Raw genomic sequence first — 23,643 nt, 5'->3', positions numbered from 1 at the left:
TTTACCACAACAAAGTACCTTGGGCAATAAATGATAATTTTAAAACAAGTTTTTGAAAACTTTTCATGCAAACCGAACAATCAGCGTTTCTGTTTTCTGTGCAATTTTTCAGGTCTTTTCTGCATTTTTATAAAAAAACAGGGCTTTTCCCCCTTCATTCCAGAGGAAAAAGCCCCATTTTGCAATGGTTCAGGCTTTGTGCCTGTGATATTTTTCTCAGACCTTGTTGCTGTACAGCGGGGTCACATAGCTGCCGTCAAAGCAGGCGGTGCACAGGCCCTGGCAGCCGCAGGCCTGCTTCAGGTCATCCACGCTCAAAAAGCGCAGGGAATCCGCCCCCAGCACCTTGGCCAGAACATCCGGCTCCAGGCTGGCGCTGGCCAGCTCGGCCCGGGTGGACATATCCACGCCGTAGAAGCAGGGATACTTGATGGCGGGAGCGGCGATGCGCAGGTGCACCTCGGTGGCGCCGGCCTGACGCAGCAGGGCCACGATCCGCTTGGAGGTGGTTCCGCGCACGATGGAGTCGTCCACCAGAACCACCCGCTTGCCCCGTACCACCGGCACGTTGGCAGACAGCTTGAGCCGCACACCCAGATCGCGCTGGGCCTGGGTGGGCTGGATGAAGGTACGGCCCACATAGCGGTTCTTGATCAGGCCCATCTCGTTGGGCAGGCCGATGGCCTCGCTGTAACCCGCCGCAGCGGACAGGGAGGAATCCGGCACGCCCACCACGATATCGGCCTTGAAAAAGCTGTCCAGATCCTCCTGGGCCAGCAGACGGCCGCACTCACGGCGCACACCGTGCACATTCTGCCCCTCCAGCACGGAATCCGGGCGGGAGAAATAGATGTATTCCATGGCACACAGGTTGCAGCTGGTCTCCTCGGTGTAGAAGCAGCTTTCCAGCCCGGCGGCAGAGATCTTCACGATCTCGCCGGGGCGCACGTCCCGCACCAGATGCGCGCCCACGATGTCGAAGGCACAGCTCTCGCTGGAAACACACCAGCCATCGCCCTGCTTGGCCAGCGACAGCGGCCGCAGGCCGTTCTTGTCCCGCACTGCGTAAAGGTTCTTTTCGGTGAGGATCAGGAAGGCAAACGCGCCGTCCAGCCGGTTGCAGGCCTGCTTGATCTTCTCGATGAGCGGGCCCTTGGTTCCCTGCAGCAGATGCAGAATAATCTCACTGTCCGACGAGCCCCAGAAGATGCTGCCCTTGTCCTCCAGTTCCTTGCGCAGCTCGGCAGCGTTGGCAATCTGGCCATTGTGGGCCACCGCCAGCGCACCGCCATTGGCCAGGCGGGATACGATGGGCTGCACGTTTTCCACCTCGCCGCCGCCGGCAGTGCCGTAGCGCACATGGCCGATGGCATTCTTGCCGGTCATCCCGTCCAGATCATTGCGGCCGAACACATCGCTCAGCAGGCCCTTGCCCTTGCGGCAGCGAACGGTTTTGCCATCCGCCACCGCAATACCCGCGCCCTCCTGGCCACGGTGCTGCAGCGCATGCAGGCCAAAATAGGTCAGATGCGCCGCGTCGCTCTGGCGGTAAACGCCAAACACACCGCATTCCTCGTGCAGACCCTTATCCAGATACTCTCCCATAGTGTTACTTTTACCCCCTTGAAACAGATGAACCGGCCCGGTAATGATTACCGGGCCGGCGCATTTTAAAACAATTACTCACGCACCAGGTACGCATCGCGGGCAGCGCCCACGGAAACATACTTGATCTTGCAGCCAACGGCCTTTTCCAGATACTCCACATAATCCTTGGCCGCCTGGGGCAGGCTCTCCCAGGTGCGGCAGCCGGTGATGTCGCAGTGCCAGCCGGGCAGGAACTTCACAACCGGCTTGGCATTGTCCAGCGCCTCGCCCATGGGGAAGCGGTCCACCTCTTCACCGTTTACCAGATACTTGTCCACCACAGGAATCTCTTCCATGTAGTCCAGAACATCCAGCAGGGTCAGGGCCAGCTCGTCCGCACCCTGGCAGAATACGCCGTAGCGGCTTGCCACCACGTCGAAGGGGCCCACGCGGCGGGGACGGCCGGTGGCCGCGCCGAACTCATGGCCCGCCTCACGCAGGGCGTTCTTTTCCTCTTCGGTCATGGCCAGCTCGGCGGTGAAGGGGCCCTCGCCCACGCAGCTGGAGTAGGCCTTCATAATACCGATGCTCTTGTGCAGCTTGTGGCCGGGAATGCCCGCACCAATGGGTGCGTAGCTGCCGATCACGTTGGAAGAGCTGGTGAAGGGATAGATGCCGAAATCAATATCACGCAGCGCACCCAGCTGAGCCTCGAACAGGATCTTCTTGCCCTCGCGGTCCGCCTTGTCCAGGAAGGCGCCCGCGTCGCAGATGTAATCCTTGAACAGCTCGGCGTACTTCTGGCACCAGGCCCACATCTCTTCCAGATCAATGGGCTTCTGGCCGTAGACCTTTTCCATGGTCAGGTTCTTCCACTCCACGATGGTGGCCAGACGATCCTTCACGGACTGATCCAGATTGAGCAGGTCGCCCATGCGCAGGGTCTTTTTCATGTATTTGTCGCCATAAGAGTAGGCGATGCCCCGGCGGGTGGAGCCGAACTGGTTGCCGCTCTTGGACAGGCGATCCTCTTCCAGGCCGTCCTCCGCCACATGGTAAGGCATGCAGATGGTGGCCCGGTCGCTGATTTTCAGATGGCTGGGATCGATCTGGATACCCTTTTCACGCAGTGCGGCGATCTCCTTCTCCAGATGGGCGGGGTCGATGACCATGCCGTTGCCCATAACGCACACCACGTCCGGCCGCAGAATGCCGCTGGGCAGCAGATTCAGCACGAACTTTCCTTCGGGGGTCACCACGGTGTGGCCGGCGTTGTTGCCGCCCTGATAGCGCACCACGATGTTGTATTCCTGACTGAGCAGGTCCACCATGCGGCCCTTGCCCTCGTCGCCCCAGTTGATTCCGGTGATAGCAGTTAACATAAATCCCTTGCTCCTTTGTTCTTTGGCTGATTGCCCCAAAGCCTGGCCGCTTGCAGCTGCGCGGCCAGACGAGCCTTTCACACAAACAAAGACGCCCACAATCTGCTTTCGCAGCGCTTTGTGAACGTCTTTATTCACTTTAAAATTCTACCATCCCAGCGGTTCCATGTCAATAAAAAGCCGAAAATGCACTGCCTATTTTTTGCAGTTTCTCCCCATTTATTCCCGGCTTTTCTTCCCTGTTGCCCCGCTGGGGCAGCGCGCCGCCTGCCGGGAAAGCAGGCGGCTACAAGCAAATGACCTGCCCTGCGCAAAGCGCAGAGCAGGTCACTTTTCCATTACAGGTCGCTATGAACAATCAGGCAGCCTTTTTGGCTTCACCTTCCGAAGAGGGAAAGATGATCTTGTTCACAAAGAAGAACACCACCATGGAGATACCGCCGTTCAGAACGGTAGTGCCGATGTTGTAGATGAAATCAGGCACCAGCAGACCGGCCACAGCCACCCAGATGCAGTTGATGGAGTTCACGATGCAGGTGATGATGCAGAAGGCCACCAGATACCAGGCAATCTGCGGGCCCAGCTTGCCGTGAGAACGGAACACGAAGTTGCGCTGGATGGGGAAGTTGATGCACTCGCCGATCACCATGGCAACCATGTAGGCGCAGAAGTAGGCAAGGCCGCCGTGCGCCTGGTCGTAGCCCAGAATGTTCCACTCAAAGGTTTCGCCAAACAGGGTCAGCGGAATGCCGGGCCAGCCGAAGCTGGCATCGCCCAGACCTGCAAACGCCGCGGGCAGGAACTGCAGCATCAGGTACTTGAACACGGTGATCAGATTGCTTACGATCACGAACAGGCCGCCCTCGCGAACCCACTTGGCAGCCGCCGGATGCTTGGCGGCAAAATTATTCCAGAAATTCATTTTATGCTTATCCCCCTCATGATTTATCAGGCGTCACACACTGGTTCTGCTTTTTCTTTTACTTCTGTGCCTTGCGGCCGGCGAAAAACGCCTTGATCAGACCGCCCAGACCCTTGAAGAAGTGGCCGTTCACCATGGTCACCATGCAGCGGGCCATATCCATGGTCACCGCGCCGCCGGTCATCTTGGCAATGCCGCGGAAGGGCATGTTGTAGATGAACAGGATGTTCAGATCCGGCTCACCCTTGGCGATGCTCTTGTCTTTCAGGCTGGTCAGGATCTTGTAGACCAGACGGGCCAGCGGATTCTTGGCGTAATACATCTGGCAGATGGCATCGTTCATGCCCAGCAGACCGCTGGCATCCCAGCCGGATTCGGGAATGGGATGGTCCAGCAGAGCCTCGAACTGAGCGTCGGACACCTGCGTAATCTTGCCGGTGTAGTAGCATTCCAGCTGAGCGGGATCGTAGGGGCAGGCAGCGCCGGTACCCTGCACGGTGACCTCACCCTCCAGACGGATGTCGGCCACGCTGGCGCCCACCATCAGCTGGTAAACGCCGCCCTCCACCTGCCAGGAATCGGTCTTGACGTCGAAGTAACGGAAGGCCTTGTCGTCCAGCTCGATGGTAACGGTCTTGCTTTCGCCTGCCTTCAGGAACACCTTGGCGAAGCCCTTCAGCTCCTTGGCCGGGCGGAACACCTTGCCGTCCTTGCAGCCCACATACAGCTGAGCCACCTCGGCGCCGTCCCGCTTGCCGGTATTGGTCAGGGTGAAGGTTACCTCCTTCTCGCTCACCTTCAGGTCACTGTAAGCGAAGGTGGTGTAGGAAAGGCCGAAGCCGAAGGGGAAACGCACCGGCACGCCGGCGGTCTCGTAATAGCGGTAGCCCACATACAGGCCCTCGCGGTATTCACTGGTGCGCTCCAGGCCCGGGTAGTAGGGGCTGGAGGGATTCTCCTCACAGGTCATGGGGTAGCTCTCAGCCAGCTTGGCGCTGGGGTTCACCTGACCGGTGATCACCCGAAGTACGGCACCTGCACCGGCCTGGCCGCCCAGATAGCCGTGAACCAGAGCCTTGCAGCGATCCAGCCAGGGCATCTCCACCGGGCTGCCCGCGGCCAGAACCACCACCAGATTGGGATTCACCTCGGCAACAGCTTCCAGCAGCTCCACCTGATTTTCCGGCATCCGCATGTGATCCCGGTCCAGGCCCTCAGTCTCGCTGATCTCGGGCAGGCCCACATACAGCAGAACCACGTCGGCCTTCTTGGCCAGTTCAACGGCCTCCATCTTCAGGGCGTCGTCGTGCTTGTTGTTGCGCTGATAGCCCTGCGCATAGCCCACGGACTGCAGCGGCATGCCTGCCAGCAGTTCATTGGCGGTATCCAGCTTGGTGGGGTTCACCAGGCTGGAACCGGCGCCCTGATAACGGGGCTTCTGGGCGAATTCGCCGATCACAGCCACCTTGGTGCCCTCGGCCAGAGGCAGGATGTCGTCCTCGTTCTTCAGCAGCACAACCGTTTCCTCAGCGGCATGGGCAGCCAGCTGATGATGGCCTTCCTTGTCGAACTCCTTGCCGGCGGCAGGCGCGTTGATGGTGGAGAACACCAGACGCAGGAATTCATCCACACGCTGATCCAGCAGATCCATGCTCAGACGGCCTTCCTTGACCGCTGCCACCAGCTCCCGGTCGCTGTCGCCGCCGGTGCCGGGCATTTCCAGATGGCTGCCCACACGGACGCCCTCCACATGGTCGTTGGAGCCGCCCCAGTCGGTGACCACTGCACCCTGATAGCCCCAGTCATCCACCAGAACATCCTGCAAGAGGTGCTTGCTCTCGTTGGCATAAACGCCGTTGATCTTGTTGTAGGCGCTCATGATGGTCTTGGGCTGACCTTCCTTCACGGCAATTTCAAAGCCGGTGAGGTAGATCTCGCGGAAGGTTCGCTCGTCCATCACGCTGTCGTTGGCCATGCGGCGCAGCTCCTGGCTGTTGGCGGCAAAATGCTTGGGGCAGGCGGAAATGCCGTTTTCCTGCACGCCGCGCACAAAGGCAGCTGCCATTTTGCCGGACAGATAGGGATCTTCCGAAAAATACTCGAAGTTACGGCCGCACAGCGGGCTGCGCTTGATGTTCAGGCCGGGGCCCAGCAGCACGTTCACGTCCAGGCTGGCAGCTTCCTCGCCCACCAGGCGGCCCACCTGCTGGCTCAGCTCGGGATTCCAGCTGTTGGCCATGGTGGCAGCGGTAGGCAGGCAGGTTGCGGGCACGCTGGCATTCAGGCCCAGGTGATCGCCCGCGCCCATCTGCTTCCGAACACCGGTGGGCCCGTCGGACAGGAAAATGCTGGGGATGCCCAGGCGCTCAATGGGGCGGGTGGTCCACACGTCACGGCCGGACAGCAGGCTGCACTTCTCCTCCAGAGTCATCTGATCGATCAATTCCTTATACTTCATGGGCTCATAACTCCTTTGCTATTTACGCCCCCCTTGGGCGTGTTGATCCATTGGCCGGTTCCCACAAAAGGGCTTTTCAAACCCCTCCTCTGGGAGCCGGCCCAGGGGTCGGGGCCCCCGCGTGAGCTTCACACGGGAGCCCCGATTTTCAGGTCGATTCAGTTACCGGTTGCGCGCAGGGAGCCGAGGTTGTTACGCCTCTTCCTTGCCTTCCACCTGCACAGCAGCCTTGCGGCGGCCGTAGCCCTTGATGGTGCGCACTTCCAGAACGATCAGCACAGCGGCCAGAACCACGTCGGCAGCGATGGCAACAATCTGCCAGGTGGGCATGCCCATGTTCAGGTTCTCTTCCGCATAAGCGCGGCTGTTCACCACGGTGTACAGGATGTTCTTGGAAGCCTGACGCATGGCCTGAACGCCGGTGGCGCTGGTGGTATCGGTCACATGGTTGGTGGCGGTATCGTAGTTCACCAGGCAGAAGTCGGTGCCGTTGCGGATCGCCTGATCAGCATCCATGTAGCCGTATACGCCGAAGTAGTCGGTCAGAACCATGCCCACAAAGCCCCATTCGTCGCGCAGAACCTTGTTCAGCAGCTCGTCGCAGGCGCCGGCCCACTTGTGGCCGATGTAGTTGAAGGAGGACATAACAGCGTCGCAGCCGCCTTCCTTCACAGAAATCTCGAAGGGCTTCAGGTAGATCTCACGGATGGACTGCTCGTCAGCCCAGGTGCACAGCATATCGCAGCGGTTGGCTTCCTGGTCGTTCAGCGCGAAGTGCTTCATGTAAGCGTACACGCCGAACTCCTCGGCGCCCTGGATGGCCTTGGCAGCCATCTTGCCGCTCAGCACGCCGTCCTCAGAGTAGTACTCGAAGTTACGGCCGGCGAAAGCGGAACGATGATTGTTCATGGCAGGAGCGTACCAGCCGGTGGTGTTCATCTCGTCAGCCATCTTGCCGATGCTGCGGCCGAACTCGCTGGCCAGATCCTGGTTCCAGGTGGAAGCGATCATCACAGCGCTGGGGAAGCCTACACTGCCCACGCCGGTGAAGTTGTTGTTGATGGAAGCGGGGCCGTCGCAGTCATAGGTCTGAACCTTGCCGATGCTGGGAACCGCAGCGGTCTGGTAGCCGCCCAGAGCGATCAGGGTGTCCATATCATTGATGGTCAGCTGATCCAGGAAGGTATCCCACTGAGCGTCGTCGTAGTCAACGCCGCGCATGTCAACCAGCTGCAGGCCATTGGAGGCACCGGTGGTGGGCATCACGTCGTCGGCATTGTTGTACTCGTTGGGATCGTAGTTGCCGTTGTTGATGAAGGAAGCCTTCAGCTCATCGCTCATCTCGTAGCTGGCGGGAGCAGCGGTAGCCTCGGCGTAGTTGGCGAAGCCGTCCACACGGGACAGGTAGGTCACGCCGCCGTCAGCGAAGTCGAACTGGTTGGTGGCAACGGTCGCATCGGTGCTGCGGGCATTGCCCTCACCGTAAACGATGGTAGAGGGTACGTTGTAAGTACGGGAATCGATCACAGTGTGAGAATCGCTGTTGATGCTGATGATGTAATCGCCAGCCTCCAGCACATAAGCCTTGTTCACGTCGGCGTCGTAGGAAGCCATATCCTCAGCCTTGAAGGTGATGGTGATGGTCTCGGAAGCGCCGGGCTCCAGCATCTCGGTCTTGTCGAAAGCGATCAGGTTGGCGGTGGATTTCTCAATGCCGCCATTGGTGTAGGGAGGATTGTAGTAAACCTCAACCACATCCTTGCCGGCCACGCTGCCGGTGTTGGTCACGGTTACATCCAGGCTGATGTTGCCCTCACCGTCCACGGTCAGGTCGCTCATGGTCTGGCTGAAGCTGGTGTAGCTCAGGCCGTAGCCGAAGGGATACTGCACGGTGGTGGCGTAGTCGATCACGCCCTCAGCGGCGGCAGTCTCGTAGAAGCGGTAGCCCACGTAGATGCTCTCGTTGTAGTTGATGAAACGAGGAGTGGTGGACTTGATCATGAAGCCAGCGGCGGCGAACTCGTCGGCGTTGGTGTAGCTGAATGCGTGGAAGTTGTTCCAGGTGGGAGTAGCGGTCAGATCGTACACGAAGGTGTCGGCGGTCTTACCGGAGGGGTTCACGGTGCCGGCCAGGATGCTGCCCAGAGCGTTGAAGCCGGACTGACCGGTGCCGGGGCACCACAGCACGCTCTTGATCTGAGCATACTCATCCACGAAGCCCAGCTCCATGGTGTTGGCGCCGTTGTAAACCACGATTACGTTCTCGAAGTTGGAGCAAACCAGATCCAGCATGTCGCGCTCGGTCTTGCTCAGTTCCAGATAGTGCTGGCCCTGCTCAAAGTCGGCATACTCGGTGGAGTTGTTGGTGTAGCTGCCGGCGTAGGAGGTGGTGCCATCCTGCCAGCTGCCGTCGATCACAGCGGCCATATCGGTGGGCAGGTCAGCGCCCTCACCGCCGGAACGGCCGATCACAACCAGAGCGGTGTCGGAGAAGGCCTTGGCGTTGGCCATCATCTCATCGGTGTAGGTGGAAGCCGGAGGCTCGGGCAGAGTCCAGTCCTGAGTGCCCATGGCAATGGTGGGACGGTCTGCACGGTAAGCGGTGTAGAAATCGCTCAGCTCGGTGTTCAGGGTGAAGCCGGCGTTCTCCAGGCCTTCCAGCAGGGTAACGGTGTGGTAGGCGTCGTTCAGAGCGCCGGAACCGGTACCGCCGTAAACGGGATTGGTGGAAGCCCAGCCAAACACGTTCAGGTTGCCGGCGGTCAGGGGCAGGGTGCTGCCCTCGTTCTTCAGCAGAACGATGCCCTCGTCCGCAATGTCCTCAACCAGATCGGTGGCTTCGGCGCTGGTCTCCTCACTGATGGAGCCGCTGCCGGTGGCCAGAGAGATCATGGTGTTCATGGGGCCAAAGCAGATCAGGTTAACAGTAATTACCAGGGCCAGCAGGATGGCCAGACCGGCCTGGCAACGGATCATGTATTTCTTTGCCTTCGGCAATTTCATGCAGGCGATCATGGCAACGATCGCCAGCACCAGAACGACACCAAAGCCAATCAGCTGAGGCTTCATGGAATTGAGAACTTTGATGACGTCTTCAATATTGATAGACAGCATTTCGTTTCCTCCTTAAAAATGTAAATGCTTGCGTACTCGCCTCCGCAAGAGGCTTTTCACTGTGCGCGCAGCCACCTTCCTTTCCGATGCGCCGGTTACGGAACATTCCCTATCTGCCCCGCAGCGGCCCGCCGCACCGCCAGATGTTTTACAAGACAGACCTTGTTTCCGGTCTCCCCCGTTTTTCTGCCTGCATTTTAACACATTTTTATTTCATATTTCATAGCATCTTCACAAATCGCATCTTTTGCGCATGAATGGAAATTCAATTTATTCATTCCGCACAAAACATTCCCGCGAATTTTCAGCAGATTCACCAAGAGCTCTTGGCAAGTTACAAAATCATTTCATTTTTTGTTGCTTCCCACAAAAACAGCCCGCGCATTTCCACTGAACTGTGAAAAATGCGCGGGCTTTCCTGTCATTATTGACTGGTTTGTTCGGTGTCCTCCGCTCCGTTTTTGGGCAGCGGAAACAGCACCTTCATCTCGAACCAGTTGTCTTTTGCTTTCACCGTTACACTGCCGCCGTATTTCGCCGCGGTATAACGGATGCTCTTGATGCCGAAGCCATGGTATGCCTTGTCCTTTTTGGTGGTTACGGGCAGGCCACCCTCAAACTCCAGCGTTCCCTCATAGTAATTTTCGAACCGCAGAAGCAAAAAGCCCTTCTGCACCGCCACCGTCACATGAATCAGCCGCTTGGATTTGTCGGCGATGCGCAGCTCACACTCGATGGCATTGTCCAGCGCATTGCCGAAGATGGTACAGATGTCCATCACGCTCATAAAGCCCAGGCGGGTACCGTCCGCCACACAGGTGAGGGTGATGCCGTGCTTCTGGCAGTAAAGGCTTTTGCTGGTGAGCACGGTGTCCAGCACCGGGTTTCCGGTTTTGTTCTGCGCTTCGTAGGTTTTAATGTCCTCTTCCATCTCATCCAGCCAGGCGGCCCGACGATCCGGATCGCTCTCGGCCCGCAGCGCCGCAATCTGATGCTTCAGATCGTGATACTTGCGGTTGATCACATCGATGCTCTCGCGGGACTGGCGGTACTGGGCATACTGATTCTGCAGCACGTTCTGGATGGAATCCAGCTCGTAGCGCATGTGAAGCTCGCCCCGCTGCACATGATAGGCATACAAAATGGCCAGACCACCCAGATCCACCAGTGTGCGGGTATTGAAGATATCGGTCACAAACCCGCTACTGAAGGGCGTGTTGCTGTACGCATAGCTCAGATTGCTCATAAGGAAAACAGCAAGACCAATCGCAACCGCGCTGCCTGTCTCCCGCAGCGTAACTTTAAAATATCGGTTGGAATCCCTGCGGCGATACTCCAGCAGATAAATAAAACTGAACACCGCAGAGTAGATCACAATCAGGCACAGCACATCCCAGAGCTTGCTGTACCAGCCCAGCCGGAACAGGGTATAAAAATACAGCTGCCACTCCAGCGCCGCAGCAAATTCCGCCAGCAGAAACGCACGCATACAGTGATAACAGGCATCCAGCACCGGCAGGTTGCAGCAGACGCAGAACAATACCAGCATCAAACCGATTGCCGCAATCATACAGGGAATCCACAAAAACAGCGGCGCATCACCGGTGACCAAAAGGAACACACACTGAACCACCAGCATGCCTACGCTTACCCCCGCCAGCTTCCAGCCCCGGATGCGCAGGGGCAGCTGGGCAATATAGACCATACAGGCCAGCCATTCGGCAATGGCGGTATAAAGGCGGGGTATGTCGGGAAACGGCATGTTCACTTGATCACCTCGCCCACATAATTGGCCAGTGCTTCCATGAAATCATTTTTTCGGCCGCGGCTGATCAGCAGCTTCTTGCCGCCCACAATGGCACAGCCGCCCTGTACGCCGTCCACATGCTCCAGATTCACAAGGTAGCCCTTGTTGCAGCGGAAGAAGTTCAGCGATTCCAGCTTTTCCTCCACATCCTTCATGGTACCGCTGGTCACATGGTCACCCTGCTCGGTGTGGAAGATCAGGTTGTGACCCTGGCTCTCCACATAATAGATTTTGTCAATGTCCAGCTTCTGGGCGCCGCCCTTGATAGAGATGGTCATATAACGACGGGCCCGTTTTTTCATCCGCTGGATGGCCCGGCTCAAACGCTGGGAAAAGGCAAAATAGCTCACCGGCTTGAGCACATAGTCCATGGCATCCACCGCGTAGCCCCGAATGGCATACTGCGCCATGTTGGTGATGAAGATGATCACCACCTCCGGATCCACCCGGCGAATCTCCTCGGCGGCGGTCATGCCGTCCATAAATTTCATTTCCACATCCAGAAGAATCAGATCGTACTGGGCCTTGTAGCCTTCCACGATCTCATCCCCATCGGAAAAGATGCTGATTTCAAATTCGTGCCCGCTCTCCTGGGAATAGCGCACCAGAAACTCCCGCAGCTGCTCTGCATAGGCCGCCTCATCCTCCACGATCGCAACGCTGATCATCATCCTTGTGCCGTCCTTTCCATTTTGATTTCCGCAAGTATATTGGGTTCTGCACTTGTTATTTTATTGCTTATTATAATGGAATCCCCCCGGATTTGGCAAGTGTACCCGGCATTGCCCCGTTTCACGGCCCGCCGGAAACAAAAAAGACACGGCAGCCCTGCTTCGGCCCGCCGTGCCTTTTCGTCTGATTTTATCCTTTCTCAGCGCAGAACCACATAGACAATGTAGCCCACATAAACCAGAATACCCACGCCGCCCATGAGCCGGCTCATCCGGCCCTTCAGCCAGCACCACAGGCACATGATCGCGGTGACCACCAGCAGCACCACCGCGTCGGAAAATACTTCGGCAGAGCTTTCAATGGGAGTCAGCGCGCTGGACGCGCCCAGAATGAACAGGATGTTGAAGGTGCTGGAGCCGATGGCGTTGCCCAGGGCCAGGCCGCTTTCGCCCTTGCGGGCGGCCACGATGCTGGTGGCCAGCTCCGGCAGGCTGGTGCCCACCGCCACAATGGTCAAACCGATCAGGGTCTCGCTCAGGCCCAGAGCCGCTGCAATGGCGCTGGCGCTGTCCACCACCAGGTCACCGCCCCAGATGATGGCCACAATGCCCACCACCACAAACAGGATACATTTGGCCACCGAGGGCTTGTCCTCCGCGTCCTCTTCGGTGCGCTCGTTCATGGCTGCACGCACGGTCCAGATCATGTACAGCACCATGCAGGCCAACAGCACAAGGCCCTCCCAACGCTGGAGCACACCGTCCAGCAAAAAGAGCACCAGCAGCGCAGACGCACCCACGCAGACCGGGAAGTCCCGCACGATCAGCTGCCGCTCAATGCCGAAGGCCAGAATCAGCGCACAGCCGCCGGCCACCACCAGCAGGTTGAACAGGTTGGAACCGATTACGTTGCCCAGGCTCAGGCCGTTGCTGCCGGCCAGACCGGCAGTGATGCTTACCGACGCCTCCGGCAGGCTGGTGCCCATGGCCACAATGGTCAGACCGATCACCACCGAGGGTACCCGCAGCAGGCGGGCGATGCCGGAAGAGCCATCCACAAAGGCATCTGCGCCTTTGACCAGCAGGGCAAAGCCCACCAGCAGGATCACAACATTGACTAACATACGCTTTCCTCTTTCACTTTAAATTCTCCACAAAACGGAACAAAACTGTGCCAAAACGACACGAACCGCTTATCATGATACGAGCTCTCTTCCCCTGTTGTCAATCGTATTGCCGCCCTTTGTTTCAAATTGCTACACGCAAGACCGCCGGAAACAGGCGGAAAATCCGTCCGTTTTTCGATGTCCTGCACAGCCGTCAGGCCAGCGCCTTGCAGATCATGGCCCGCACATGTGCCGCGCTTCGATTCAGACCCGCTTCTCCCTCGCAGCTCTGGACCGCACAGACACTGAGCATCGCTGCCTTCATCACATAATGGCAGTATTCGTCGCTGCAGGAGGGCCCGATTCTGCCCTCGCTGCGGCCGGTATCGATCATGCACTGAATCAGCCCAAGCAGACGCTGTTTGCACTGCTCCAGCGGGCGGCGGGCCTGCTGGGGCAGCTCGCTGCTTCCCCGCGGCGCGGTGAGTGCGGCGGCAATCACCCGGTAGCTGCTGCCCCGTTCCAGCAGCATCTTCACCACAAAGGTTTGTGCGTTTTCCAGCTTGCTTTCAAAGGATGTTCCCGCATCCAGCTGCTCCTCAAGCGCACCCAGCTCCCGCTCCATGCACCAGAGCATGGTCGCTGCCAGTATCTCCTCCTTGGAGGAAAAATATTCATACAGCGTTCCCTTGCCCAGACCCGCAGCGGTGGCGATGGCCTGCACCTTCACCTCATACAGCGGCACGCCCTGCTGCGCCAGACTCAAAACGCCCTGAAAGATCTTTTCCTTCGTCTGTTCACTCATCGTCATCCTCCCCAAGGTCTACCTTTTTCAGTTCCTTGCGGAACAGCATATCATACAGCACCGGAACCACAAACAGAGTAAGCAGGGTGGCATAGGCCAGACCGCCAATGGTCACAATGGCCATGGCGCGGCTCATTTCCGCCCCCAGATCCTGCGAGAACACCATGGTGCTCATGGCCAGAATGGTGGTGAGGGCCGTCATCAGAATGGGACGAATGCGCCGACGGCCGGTAAGCACCAGTGCGTCCCGCTTTTCCATGCCGGCCAGCCGCAGCTGGTTGGCGTAGTCCACAAACACGATGCCGTTGTTTACCACCACGCCTGCCAGAATCAAAAAGCCCAGCATCGAGATCACTGAAAGCTGCTGCCCACTGATCCACAGCGCCAGCAGGCCGCCGGTGAAGGCCAGCGGAATGGTGAACATAACAATGAAGGGGCTGAGCAGGCTCTGGAACTGGGCCACCATGATCAGATAGATAAATACCAGCGCCAGTGCGATCATCTTCACCAGATCCACCATGGCGTTCTGGATGGTCTCCACCTCACCGCTGATCTGGATGGTATAGCCCTCCGGGGCCTGATAATCCGCCAGCAGCTGCTCCACCTGGCGGCTGAGCAGGGTGGTGTTGTAGCCCTCTTCGGTCGCCGCGGTCACGGTCATATACCGCTGCTGGTTGTCTCGGCTGATGGAGGAAAGGCTGGCATCGGTCTGCACCGTGGCAAATTCGCCCAGAGTGTGCGTCTCCTCCTCGGTCTCGCCGTTCTCTCCCTGCACCTGTACGGTGAAGGGATAATCCAGCAGATTTTCTCTGGTCAGGGCATCCCGTTCGTCCACAATCACCACATCGTAGTCATCCTGCCCCACGGTGAGGGTGGTGGAAGTGGTCTCGGTGGTGAGCGCAGCGGACAGATCACTGTAAATCTGAGCCACGGTCAGGCCGTACTGCATGGCCTTGTCCTTGTCCACGGTCACCCGGATCTGAGGTGCGCCGTCCTCCTGCCCGTTGCTGATTTCGGTAAAGCCTTCCACCTGGCCCAGCAGGTCCATCATATCCTGACTGATGGCCTGCAGGGTGTCCAGATCACGGCCCTGAATCACGATCTCCATGCCGCTGCCGCCCAGAACCGACATGTCCATGTTGGAGGTGGATACCGCCAGCTCACAGCCGGGCAGCTGCTCCTGCACATCTCTGGCCATCTGGTCCGCCAGAGCCTGGCTGTCCTTCGCGGCCTCCTCGCTGAGCAGCAGGTAGAAGCTCATGCTCTCCACCGTGCTGGAGCTGGAACCGCCCATTCCCAGCATGCTTGCGGTGCTGCCGCCGTCCATGGCGCCCACGGTCTCCACACCGGGAACCTGAAGCATGGTTTCCATGGCCTGATCGGCCATTTCACAGGCATCCTGCCGTTTGGTACCCTGCGGCAGGGTCAGGGTGGCGCTTACCTGATTGCCGCCCATGGTGGCCATGAACTCCATACCCATGCGGGCGGTCTGCCACACTGCCACACCCAGCAGCACAGCTGCCAGGCCAAGCGGCAGCGCCTTGTGACGCAGACAGAACCGCAGCGCACGGGCATAGCCGTTTACCATGCTCTCGAACCAGGGGTGGCGCTTTTCGCTGGCGGTTTTGAGCAGCGTGCTGCTGAGGGCAGGCACCAGCGTAAGGGCCACCAGCAGGCTGGCCACCAGCGAATAGGCGATGGTCAGGCCCATATCGGTAAACAGCTGGCGGGTAATGCCCTCGGTAAACACGATGGGCAGGAACACGCAGATGGTAGTAAGGGTGGAAGCCGCGATGGCGCCCGCCACCTCCCTGGCGCCCCGCACCGCTGCCTTTGCGGCCGGAGTGCCTTCGCTGCGCATGCGATAGATGTTTTCGATCACCACGATGGAGTTATCCACCAGCATACCCACGCCCAGTGCCAGACCGCTGAGAGAGATCATGTTCAGGGTGACGCCAGAGAAATACATAAGCACCACCGCGAACATCAGGCTGATGGGAATACTCAGTGCCACCACCAGTGTGGGCTTGAAGTCCTTCAGGAAGATGGCCAGCACGATGACCGCCAGCACACCGCCCCACGCCAGGTTGGACAGCACGCTGCTCACCGTCATCTGAATGTAATCGCCCTGATCCATCAGCGGGGTGATGCGCAGGCCGGGATATTTCTCCTGCAGCTGTTCAATGGCCCGGTTGGCCTCCTTGGATACCTCGCTGGTGGAGGCGGTGGAGCCCTTCTGGATGGTCAGCACCACTGCACTGTTTCCGTTCACCCGGGCATAGCTCTCGGCGCTGTTGTCGGTCATGGCAATATCCGCCACATCCTTCAGGCGAATGTCGCCCACACCGTCGATGTGCATCAACAGGGCGTTCTCCACACTCTCCTGATCCGAGAAGGCGTCGCCCACCCGCAGGATATAGGAGTCATCCCCTTCCTTAATATAGCCCGCAGGCATGGAGAAGTTCTGCGCCATAACCAGACCGCTTACCATGTCCTTGGTGAGCAGAGTGGAAAGATCCGCCTGCTCCATGGCCTGCTGACGCGCATCCTCAAACTGCTCCTGGGCCTGCTCCATCTGCTCCTCAGCCTGAGTCAGCGACTGCTCCGCTGCCGCCAGCTGAGCCTGACCGCTGCCGAATCCTGCCGCTGCGCTGAGTTTGCCGCTTTCCAGCTGTTTATAGGCCTCCTGCGCCTTTTCCAGCCCTTCCTGGGCGGCCTCCTTCATCATTTTGGCCGCCATCAGCTCGGTTTCCAGATTGGCCAGCTCGGTCTCAATCTGAGGCAGGCGCTCATCCATCTTCTGCTGCAGCTGGGTCTGCTGGGCAGCCAGCGCATCCCGCTGGGCGGCCAGCTCGGCCCGCTGAGTGGTCAGCTGATCCTTCTGGGCAACCATCTGCTCCCTGCCGACCGTCAGATCCTCCAGCGTAGTCATGCCCTGATCCATCAGCGCCTGCACCGCGTCCTTCAATTCCTGCGTGGGCAGCATGGCCATCAGATCGCTCAGCGCGGTATCCTCCGGCAGGCCCATGGCCAGCATCTGGTCAATGCCTGCCACCGCGGCATCAATCCGGGCAATGCCGTCGTCCATCTGAGCAAGGCCCGCATCCATCTGGGCAAGGCCGTCCGCAATCTGCTTCGCGCCGTCCTCATATCCCTTTTTCTCCGTTTCCAGCGCAGTTTTGCTGGCGGTAAGCGCCGCTTCCTGGCTGGCCAGAGCCTGCGCCTGGGCGATGGCGGAATCCAGCTGAGCGCTGCCCTCTGCCAGCTGGTCGGCGGTCTCGGCCTGCTTGTCCTCCAGCGCAGTCTTGCCGCTTTCCAGCTCGGCCCGGCCGTCCTCCACCTTCTTGCGGGCGTCATCCAGCTCCTGCTTGGCATCCGCCAGCTTATCGTCCACGCTGGCCAGCACCCGGGTGTTCACCTCATCGATCTTTTCCTGGCTCAGGGTCACCTGCAGAGTCTGCTCCACCATACCGGTGCCGCTCACACTGGCCACACCATCCAGCCGTTCAAAGCCGGGGATCACGTCCGAATCCACAAACTCGGTAAGATCGTAGATGTCCATGCCTTCCATGTCCACACTGGCGATCATCACCGGCAGCATGTCCGGCGAAAGCTGCATCAGCATGGGGTTCTGCGCCGTATCCGGCAAAGCGCCCTTGATCTGATCCAGCGCAGTGGACAGAGCCACCATGGCGCTGTCCATATTGGTGTCCTGCTCAAATTCCAGAGCCACCATGCTCACATTCTCGCTGGAAGTGCTGGTCACGTTTTTCACACCGCTCACAGTACCCAGCCCCGCCTCCAGCGGCGCAGTCACCGCCGCCTCCACACGCTCCGGGCTGGCGCCCGGGTAGCTGGTAACCACCATCACATAGGGCAGTTCCATGGCGGGCAGAAGATCCGTGGTCATGCTGGTGAAGCTAATCACGCCCAGCACAATCACCATGATCACCGCCACCACCACGGTGAACGGCTTTTTCACGCAATATTTGGACATAGCTGCATTCTCCTTGGGAATTGTGTAAAATGAAGATGCCGTGTAAAAATACACAGCGCCCGAAATCCGACCGACCGGTCGGTCGGTTTACCTGTACAGTATACACCCGCCATGTGCCCTGTACAAGACGGCAGCAAAAAATTTTTTGCCCGGCGCTGCTGCGCCGGTTCGATGGCACTCACTGCATAAACTTGCTTTTGCATGCAGCAGACGCGCCGTTTTCCTGAGATATTTGCACAAATTTTATCCGTAGCGGCAGCGCAATTCATACGAATCACCGTTTTGTTTGTAACCCCTTGATTTTTGTGGGGAAATATCAGACAATATCCATGTTGAAGTGTGTGCGCGGCCTGCGGACGGGCCGCACGGGAACTGTGATGAGGTGTTGTGTTTATGATGATCTCCACCAAAGGGCGCTATGCTCTGCGCGTTATGATGGATCTGGCGCAAAACCCGCCGGAAGAATACGTTGCTCTGGGCGGCGTGGCCGAACGGCAGGGCATCTCGATGAAGTATCTGGAAGCCATTGTAGCGCTGTTGAACAAGGCCGGTTTTCTGGAAAGCCGGCGCGGCAAGGCCGGCGGCTACCGGCTGGCCAATGCTCCCTCGGAATACACTGTGGGCGAGATTCTGAAGGCCGCAGAGGGCGGGCTTGCCCCGGTGAACTGCCGGGAATGCTCCGATGGCGACTGCCCCCGGGCCAACCAGTGTGCCACCCTGCCCCTGTGGCAGCGGCTGGATCACCTGGTGGAAAACTTTCTGCAAAGCGTGACCCTTCAGGATATGCTGGACGGCACGCTGCCCCCTGTTTGAACCTCTGCGGAGCACCTGCACAGCCTTTTCCGGCTGTGCAATTTTTTTATTTTTCATTTTCCTATTGACTTTCTGGGTTTTGCGTGTTATTATCCTATTGCAACGATGGGAATTAACTTCCCACCCTGCCACAGCGTTTCCTGCCGGGCATCCGGCAGTTTGATTCAGGAGGAATACAAATGGGCTATATCTATGCCGATAATGCGGCCACTACGAAGATGAGCCGCCATGCCGCCGAGGTCATGCTCGGCGTGATCGAAAACAATTACGCAAACCCCTCCAGCCTGCACACTCCCGGCCAGCTGGCCGCGGTGCAGCTGACCGAAAGCCGCCAGACCATCGCAAAGATTCTGAACTGCGAGCCCCGGGAGATCATCTTCACCGGCGGCGGCAGCGAGGCCGACAATCAGGCCCTGCTCTCCGCAGCAGCCATTGGCCAGCGCAAGGGCAAAAAGCATATCATCTCCACCAAATTTGAGCATCACGCGGTGCTGCACACCTTGAAGAAACTGGAAAAACAGGGCTTTGAGGTGACCTATCTGGACGTTTACGAAAACGGCATCGTCCGCCCCGAGGATGTAAAGGCCGCCATTCGACCGGACACGGTTCTGGTAAGTGTGATGTACGCCAACAACGAGATCGGCACCATCCAGCCCATCCGGTCCATCGGCGCCATCTGCCGGGAGCAGGGCGTACTCTTCCACACCGACGCGGTGCAGGCGGTTGGTCATCTGCCCATTGACGTGCAGGCGGACAACATCGACATGCTCAGCCTCTCCGCCCACAAGTTCCACGGCCCCAAGGGCGTGGGCGCTCTGTATGCCCGCAAGGGTGTGGCGCTGACCAGCCTGATCGAGGGCGGCGCACAGGAGCGGGGCAAGCGGGCCGGCACCGAGGATCTGCCCGCCATCGCCGGCATGGCCGCCGCCTTGCAGGATGCGGTGCGGGAAATGGATGCCAACACCGCGAAGGTCTCCGCCCTGCGGGATCAGCTGATCAAAGGGCTTTCCGCCATTCCCCACTCCACCCTCACCGGCGACCGGGAGCACCGGCTGCCCGGCTGCGCCAGCTTCTGCTTTGAGGGCATTGAAGGCGAATCGCTGCTGCTTCTGCTGGATCAGAAGGGTGTGGGTGCTTCCTCCGGTTCCGCCTGCACCTCCGGTTCGCTGGATCCCAGCCATGTACTGCTGGCCATTGGTCTGCCCCACGAGGTGGCCCATGGCTCGCTGCGCCTGACCCTGAGCCATGAAAACACCCCCGAGGAGATGGAGCACATCATTCAGGCCGTAACCGATGTGGTGGCCTACCTGCGCTCGATCTCCCCCGTTTGGAACGATCTTCAGAAAGGAATCAAGAACTATGTTATACAGTGATAAGGTCATGGACCATTTTCTCAATCCCCGCAATCTGGGCACCATCGACGACGCCGACGGCGTGGGCGAGGTGGGCAACGCCAAATGTGGCGACATCATGAAGATCTACCTGAAGATCGACAACGACATCATCACCGACGTGAAATTCAACACCTTCGGCTGCGGCAGCGCCATTGCTTCCAGCAGCATGGCCACCGAGATGATCAAGGGCAAGCCGGTGGACGAGGCGCTGAAGCTGACCAACAAGGCAGTCACCGAGGCGCTGGATGGCCTGCCCCCGCACAAGATCCACTGTTCGGTGCTGGCCGAGGAAGCAGTGCAGGCGGCTATTGCCGACTACCGCACCCGCAACGGCCTGCCCACCGACGACATCCCCTCCTGCAACGGCTGCTGCGGCGGCTGTCACAGCCATGATCACGGTAATGGCCACAACGAGGAGTAAGGCATTCTCTTTTTCGATTTTTCCTCTTATTTCATAACATCCTCCAATCTGCATTTTGCAACAAAGGACCGGCCGCCCCCTTAACGAGGCGAGCCGGTCCTTTGTGTTGTATCCTGAAAATTCTTTGCTGCTCTGGTGCAGCGCCGCACCATTCCCGGCAGACTCCTCCGGCAGTGTATCGCTCCACCACCTGAACTTATGCAGGATTGTTTTCGTTTTCCCTTTTCTTCTTCCATTCCCGCAGCCAGTCATCCGCCTGCTGCCGGGAACGAAAGACAATACAGTCCGCCTGTTGCCGGAAAGAATCCAGCAGCTCATACACCCGGGGCAGCTGAATCTTGGGAAAGTCCTCAATCCATTGGCGGAACTCCGGATCAAATTCGGTTTCGATCCAGGGCATATCCTCCCGGGCCGTACCGATGCGGGCCGCCGCCCCTTCCAGACATAGCTCCAGCGGATAATCCAGCAGGAACACCGTATCGCACCGTTCCAGCCGCATTTCCATGGTGCGCAGGTAATTGCCGTCGATGATCCAGCGGGGCTGCTTTAAAATATTCGCCAGTGCCGCATCAAATTTCTCTTCCGACAGGGTGCTTTTGTCCGGCCGGTGCCAGATCTGATCCAGATAGAAAAGCGGCAGGTCGGTCGCCTGATGCAGCGCCCGGGCAAAGGTGCTCTTGCCCGCGCCGGGGCAGCCGATCACGATCACACGTTCCATAGCCGATCACCCGTTTAAAAGATCCTGCAGCTCGTTCACCAGACGGCACAGATGAAAGCCGTCGCATACCGCGTGGTGCACCTGCACCGCCAGCGGCAGCAGTACCCGGCCGTTTTCCTCATAAAAGCGCCCCATGGTGAAGATGGGCGGCAGGTAGTCGTAGCCATTTTGCAGGTTCAGATTAAACCCCTCAAAGCTGGCCCAGGGAATCATGGACACCGGAAAGGTGTTGGCCGGGGTATCCGGCCGGGCCATCATGCCCGGGTTGTTTCCATACGTCGCCATATCCCGCTCGTACGCGGCGCAGAAGGCATCAAAATCCGGGGTATAGGCCGTCCACAAATTGGAAAAGGTTTCGGTATCCTTATGGAAGATGGTGTAACAGGGGTGAACCACATCGTAATAGCCCGGCTCCCCTGCCTCGTCCAGCGCCATGCGGAATTCCTGATGACGGTTCACCACCGTGGACAGATAATACAGCATGGCCGGATAGAGTTTCTGCCCGCTTTGCCGCAGCCGGGTGATGTCCAGCTTGAACACCCCGCTGTAAGTACAGGGCACCTGACTGAAATAGTGGTTGAAATATTCCTCCCGCGGCCATGCGTTGCGGTCAATTTTTGTAAACGTCATTGCCTGTTTCCTCAGCGCCCTCCTTATATATCGAATAGAGACATTATAAAAGAAACGAAGCTTTTCGTCAACCAAAGTCACTGCCCCGTTCTTGACAAAGTGAACTTCACATCATATAATTAACACCGTTAACTACATGAGAAAGGGGAATTCCATGGAACTCGAATGGACCGATATGGCCCGCCGCCAGCAGCAGCTGCAAAAAATCATGCGTGCCCTGCTGCCGCCGCGCCGTTCTGTGCTGACCACCAGCGAATGTGAGCTTCTGGCCCTGCTGTATCTGCGGCCTGAGCAAAATACCCCGGTGATGCTCAGCCAGGGCAGCGGCATGAAAAAGGAAGCGGTGAGCCGCTGCCTGAAAAGCCTTTCGGAGAAGGAGTGCATCCGCAAGGAGCGCCAGCCGGAAGACGAGCGCAGCTACCGGCTGTATCTGACCGACAAGGGCCTTGCCGAACTGAAGCAGAGCTACGAGAGCATTTTGCAGCCCTTTTATGATCTGTGGCGCAGCGCCGGGCCGGATTTCGAGGCGTTTCTGGAATACACCGGCCGGCTGGCGGCCCACATTGAGGAAGGGGAAGAAAAGAACGTTGACCATGAAGTTTTATGACGCTTTGCAGCTGGACCCGGCAATCCTGAAACGAAAAATCGCCGCCTGCACCACCCGGCGGGAAAAAGCCTGGTACTGGACGGCGATGGCCGTGCGCTCGGTGCTGATCGTGGCCTTTGCCATCGTGTTCATCAGCCTGTTGTCCGGCCTGTTCGGCTCCGACAACACTCCCATGGCGGTGGCGCTGTTCTGCATCATGCTGGGCATCCGATTTGTGAATTTTGAATACTGCATCGGTGACTCGCTGATCACGCTGGCACTGGCGCTGGCCATTCTGGTGGTGGTGCCCAGTGCGGCGGCGGTGGTTCCCGCGCCATTGCTGATCCCGATGCACGCCGTGGCCTTTTTCGTCCTGCTTTATATGACCACTCAGCGGCCGGAGCTGGGCAACGGCGGGCTGTACAGCTTTGCCTATGTGTATCTGACCGGCAATCCGGTGGTGGGCGAGGCGCTGGCCCGTCGGGCGCTTCTGGCGCTGGTTGGCTATCTGATCTGTGGTGCCATCCTGTTCGGCAAGCACCGGCATCAGCACAAAACCGTGCGGTTCCACCATGTGGTGCGCCGGTTCGATCTGGCCAACATCGTGCATCTGTGGCAGCTGCGCATGGCCCTTGGCGTGGCGCTGGTGCTCACCGCCGGGCAGGTGTTCGGGGTGGAGCGGTTCATGTGGATGGGCTTTGCCTGTGCTTCGCTGCTGTCGGAATATCCCTATTCCGGCAACGGAGCCCCCCGTTTCTTCCAGCGCATCGTGGGGGCGGTGGCCGGCTCGCTGGCCTTTTTCCTGATTTACTCCATTACACCCGCCGGGCTCCATTCTCTGCTGGGCGGGCTGTGTCTGGGCTTCTGCACCGATTACCGGTACAAAACGGCCATGAACTGCTTTGGCGCCCTGATGCTGGGCGCCGGAATCTATGGCATTCAGGGCGCGGTGGTGCTGCGCATTGTGGATACCGTGCTGGGTGTCGCCTTCGGGCTGGTGTTTGCCGCTCTGTTCCACTGGTTGGTAGCAGTGCGCTTTCTGCCCCGCACAGAGAATTCGGAAGGCTGAATCGTTTAAAAAACAGACCGCACATTGTTTTGTGCGGTCTGTTCAGCTTGTAGAAAAACCTGCGGTGACAATCAAGCCAGAGCAGGTTTTTTGCATGAAAAGTAAAAGAACAGAGAAAAAGGAAGAAGATTTCCTCTCCATCTTGTTGGTTTGCGGAGATCCG

General features: G+C 58.6%; 17 protein-coding genes. 5 read left to right on the top strand and 12 right to left on the bottom strand.

The features are described from left to right. Window positions 1-216: 216 nt before the first annotated feature. From purF to ACESYO_RS06885, 10 genes are all read right to left on the bottom strand, one after another. Window positions 217-1,605 (bottom strand): amidophosphoribosyltransferase, encoded by a 1,389-nt coding sequence (purF, locus tag ACESYO_RS06930; protein ID WP_058965241.1) that lies wholly within the window; start codon window positions 1,603-1,605, stop codon window positions 217-219. A gap of 74 nt (window positions 1,606-1,679) precedes the next feature. Beyond that, the gene (locus tag ACESYO_RS06925) at window positions 1,680-2,969 is read right to left on the bottom strand and encodes an adenylosuccinate synthase (protein WP_283128323.1); all 1,290 of its coding nucleotides are present in this window, start codon (window positions 2,967-2,969) and stop codon (window positions 1,680-1,682) included. A gap of 358 nt (window positions 2,970-3,327) precedes the next feature. Then, window positions 3,328-3,891, bottom strand: a complete 564-nt coding sequence (locus ACESYO_RS06920) for a GtrA family protein (protein ID WP_058965243.1) — start codon at window positions 3,889-3,891, stop codon at window positions 3,328-3,330. A gap of 58 nt (window positions 3,892-3,949) precedes the next feature. After that, window positions 3,950-6,349: a beta-glucosidase family protein gene (locus ACESYO_RS06915; protein WP_283128324.1), complete on the bottom strand. Its 2,400-nt coding sequence runs from the start codon at window positions 6,347-6,349 to the stop codon at window positions 3,950-3,952. Between the two features lie 192 nt (window positions 6,350-6,541). Next, window positions 6,542-9,463: a glycoside hydrolase family 3 C-terminal domain-containing protein gene (locus ACESYO_RS06910; protein ID WP_373209670.1), complete on the bottom strand. Its 2,922-nt coding sequence runs from the start codon at window positions 9,461-9,463 to the stop codon at window positions 6,542-6,544. 424 nt (window positions 9,464-9,887) lie between these two features. After that, the gene (locus tag ACESYO_RS06905; protein ID WP_276870368.1) at window positions 9,888-11,225 is read right to left on the bottom strand and encodes an ATP-binding protein; all 1,338 of its coding nucleotides are present in this window, start codon (window positions 11,223-11,225) and stop codon (window positions 9,888-9,890) included. Window positions 11,226-11,227: 2 nt separating this feature from the next. Next, a complete protein-coding gene (locus ACESYO_RS06900; RefSeq protein WP_373209671.1) occupies window positions 11,228-11,941 on the bottom strand; it encodes a LytR/AlgR family response regulator transcription factor in 714 nt (237 codons plus the stop codon). A gap of 200 nt (window positions 11,942-12,141) precedes the next feature. Next, entirely contained in the window at window positions 12,142-13,065 is a 924-nt protein-coding gene (locus ACESYO_RS06895) for a calcium/sodium antiporter (RefSeq protein WP_058965247.1), read from the bottom strand. A 196-nt stretch (window positions 13,066-13,261) separates the two neighbouring features. Beyond that, window positions 13,262-13,852, bottom strand: coding sequence for a TetR/AcrR family transcriptional regulator (locus ACESYO_RS06890; protein ID WP_346672411.1), 591 nt, complete (start codon window positions 13,850-13,852; stop codon window positions 13,262-13,264). Continuing rightward, entirely contained in the window at window positions 13,845-17,849 is a 4,005-nt protein-coding gene (locus ACESYO_RS06885) for an efflux RND transporter permease subunit (RefSeq protein WP_373209672.1), read from the bottom strand. Before ACESYO_RS06885 ends, ACESYO_RS06890 begins: the two co-directional genes overlap by 8 nt. Window positions 17,850-18,242: 393 nt before the next feature. On the opposite strand from ACESYO_RS06885, the gene ACESYO_RS06880 reads away from it, so the two are divergent. The 3 genes from ACESYO_RS06880 to nifU all read left to right on the top strand — a co-directional run bounded on the left by ACESYO_RS06880 (window position 18,243) and on the right by nifU (window position 20,477). Further along, a complete protein-coding gene (locus ACESYO_RS06880) occupies window positions 18,243-18,662 on the top strand; it encodes an RrF2 family transcriptional regulator (RefSeq protein ID WP_058965250.1) in 420 nt (139 codons plus the stop codon). A 179-nt stretch (window positions 18,663-18,841) separates the two neighbouring features. After that, window positions 18,842-20,035, top strand: coding sequence for a cysteine desulfurase family protein (locus ACESYO_RS06875; protein ID WP_373209673.1), 1,194 nt, complete (start codon window positions 18,842-18,844; stop codon window positions 20,033-20,035). Then, window positions 20,022-20,477, top strand: a complete 456-nt coding sequence (gene nifU / locus ACESYO_RS06870) for a Fe-S cluster assembly scaffold protein NifU (protein WP_373209674.1) — start codon at window positions 20,022-20,024, stop codon at window positions 20,475-20,477. The genes ACESYO_RS06875 and nifU overlap by 14 nt, the downstream gene beginning before the upstream one ends. 196 nt (window positions 20,478-20,673) lie before the next feature. Here nifU and ACESYO_RS06865 read toward each other — a convergent pair whose 3' ends face one another. Continuing rightward, window positions 20,674-21,195 (bottom strand): P-loop NTPase family protein, encoded by a 522-nt coding sequence (locus ACESYO_RS06865; RefSeq protein ID WP_373209675.1) that lies wholly within the window; start codon window positions 21,193-21,195, stop codon window positions 20,674-20,676. 6 nt (window positions 21,196-21,201) lie between these two features. Continuing rightward, window positions 21,202-21,825 (bottom strand): type A chloramphenicol O-acetyltransferase, encoded by a 624-nt coding sequence (gene catA / locus ACESYO_RS06860; protein ID WP_058965254.1) that lies wholly within the window; start codon window positions 21,823-21,825, stop codon window positions 21,202-21,204. A 154-nt stretch (window positions 21,826-21,979) separates the two neighbouring features. Here catA and ACESYO_RS06855 point away from each other — a divergent pair, with 154 nt between their 5' ends. Further along, window positions 21,980-22,432, top strand: a complete 453-nt coding sequence (locus ACESYO_RS06855) for a MarR family winged helix-turn-helix transcriptional regulator (RefSeq protein WP_346672408.1) — start codon at window positions 21,980-21,982, stop codon at window positions 22,430-22,432. Further along, window positions 22,419-23,480 (top strand): FUSC family protein, encoded by a 1,062-nt coding sequence (locus tag ACESYO_RS06850; RefSeq protein WP_346672407.1) that lies wholly within the window; start codon window positions 22,419-22,421, stop codon window positions 23,478-23,480. The genes ACESYO_RS06855 and ACESYO_RS06850 overlap by 14 nt, the downstream gene beginning before the upstream one ends. Window positions 23,481-23,643: the final 163 nt, after the last annotated feature.

Source organism: Allofournierella massiliensis (assembly GCF_964241245.1).
Lineage (GTDB): Bacteria > Bacillota > Clostridia > Oscillospirales > Ruminococcaceae > Allofournierella > Allofournierella massiliensis.
Note: the sequence above shows the minus strand (reverse complement) of the source record. Positions and strands in the feature narration are given on the sequence as shown.

Bases quoted from the DNA above. Each gene is read 5' to 3' on its own strand.
- catA (WP_058965254.1), bottom strand. From the start codon at position 21,825: ATGACGTTTACAAAAATTGACCGCAACGCATGGCCGCGGGAGGAATAT.
- ACESYO_RS06890 (WP_346672411.1), bottom strand. From the start codon at position 13,852: ATGAGTGAACAGACGAAGGAAAAGATCTTTCAGGGCGTTTTGAGTCTG.
- ACESYO_RS06920 (WP_058965243.1), bottom strand. From the start codon at position 3,891: ATGAATTTCTGGAATAATTTTGCCGCCAAGCATCCGGCGGCTGCCAAG.
- purF (WP_058965241.1), bottom strand. From the start codon at position 1,605: ATGGGAGAGTATCTGGATAAGGGTCTGCACGAGGAATGCGGTGTGTTT.
- ACESYO_RS06915 (WP_283128324.1), bottom strand. From the start codon at position 6,349: ATGAAGTATAAGGAATTGATCGATCAGATGACTCTGGAGGAGAAGTGC.
- ACESYO_RS06875 (WP_373209673.1), top strand. From the start codon at position 18,842: ATGGGCTATATCTATGCCGATAATGCGGCCACTACGAAGATGAGCCGC.
- ACESYO_RS06905 (WP_276870368.1), bottom strand. From the start codon at position 11,225: ATGCCGTTTCCCGACATACCCCGCCTTTATACCGCCATTGCCGAATGG.
- ACESYO_RS06880 (WP_058965250.1), top strand. From the start codon at position 18,243: ATGATGATCTCCACCAAAGGGCGCTATGCTCTGCGCGTTATGATGGAT.
- ACESYO_RS06925 (WP_283128323.1), bottom strand. From the start codon at position 2,969: ATGTTAACTGCTATCACCGGAATCAACTGGGGCGACGAGGGCAAGGGC.
- ACESYO_RS06850 (WP_346672407.1), top strand. From the start codon at position 22,419: ATGAAGTTTTATGACGCTTTGCAGCTGGACCCGGCAATCCTGAAACGA.
- ACESYO_RS06855 (WP_346672408.1), top strand. From the start codon at position 21,980: ATGGAACTCGAATGGACCGATATGGCCCGCCGCCAGCAGCAGCTGCAA.
- ACESYO_RS06910 (WP_373209670.1), bottom strand. From the start codon at position 9,463: ATGCTGTCTATCAATATTGAAGACGTCATCAAAGTTCTCAATTCCATG.
- nifU (WP_373209674.1), top strand. From the start codon at position 20,022: ATGTTATACAGTGATAAGGTCATGGACCATTTTCTCAATCCCCGCAAT.
- ACESYO_RS06865 (WP_373209675.1), bottom strand. From the start codon at position 21,195: ATGGAACGTGTGATCGTGATCGGCTGCCCCGGCGCGGGCAAGAGCACC.
- ACESYO_RS06895 (WP_058965247.1), bottom strand. From the start codon at position 13,065: ATGTTAGTCAATGTTGTGATCCTGCTGGTGGGCTTTGCCCTGCTGGTC.
- ACESYO_RS06900 (WP_373209671.1), bottom strand. From the start codon at position 11,941: ATGATGATCAGCGTTGCGATCGTGGAGGATGAGGCGGCCTATGCAGAG.
- ACESYO_RS06885 (WP_373209672.1), bottom strand. From the start codon at position 17,849: ATGTCCAAATATTGCGTGAAAAAGCCGTTCACCGTGGTGGTGGCGGTG.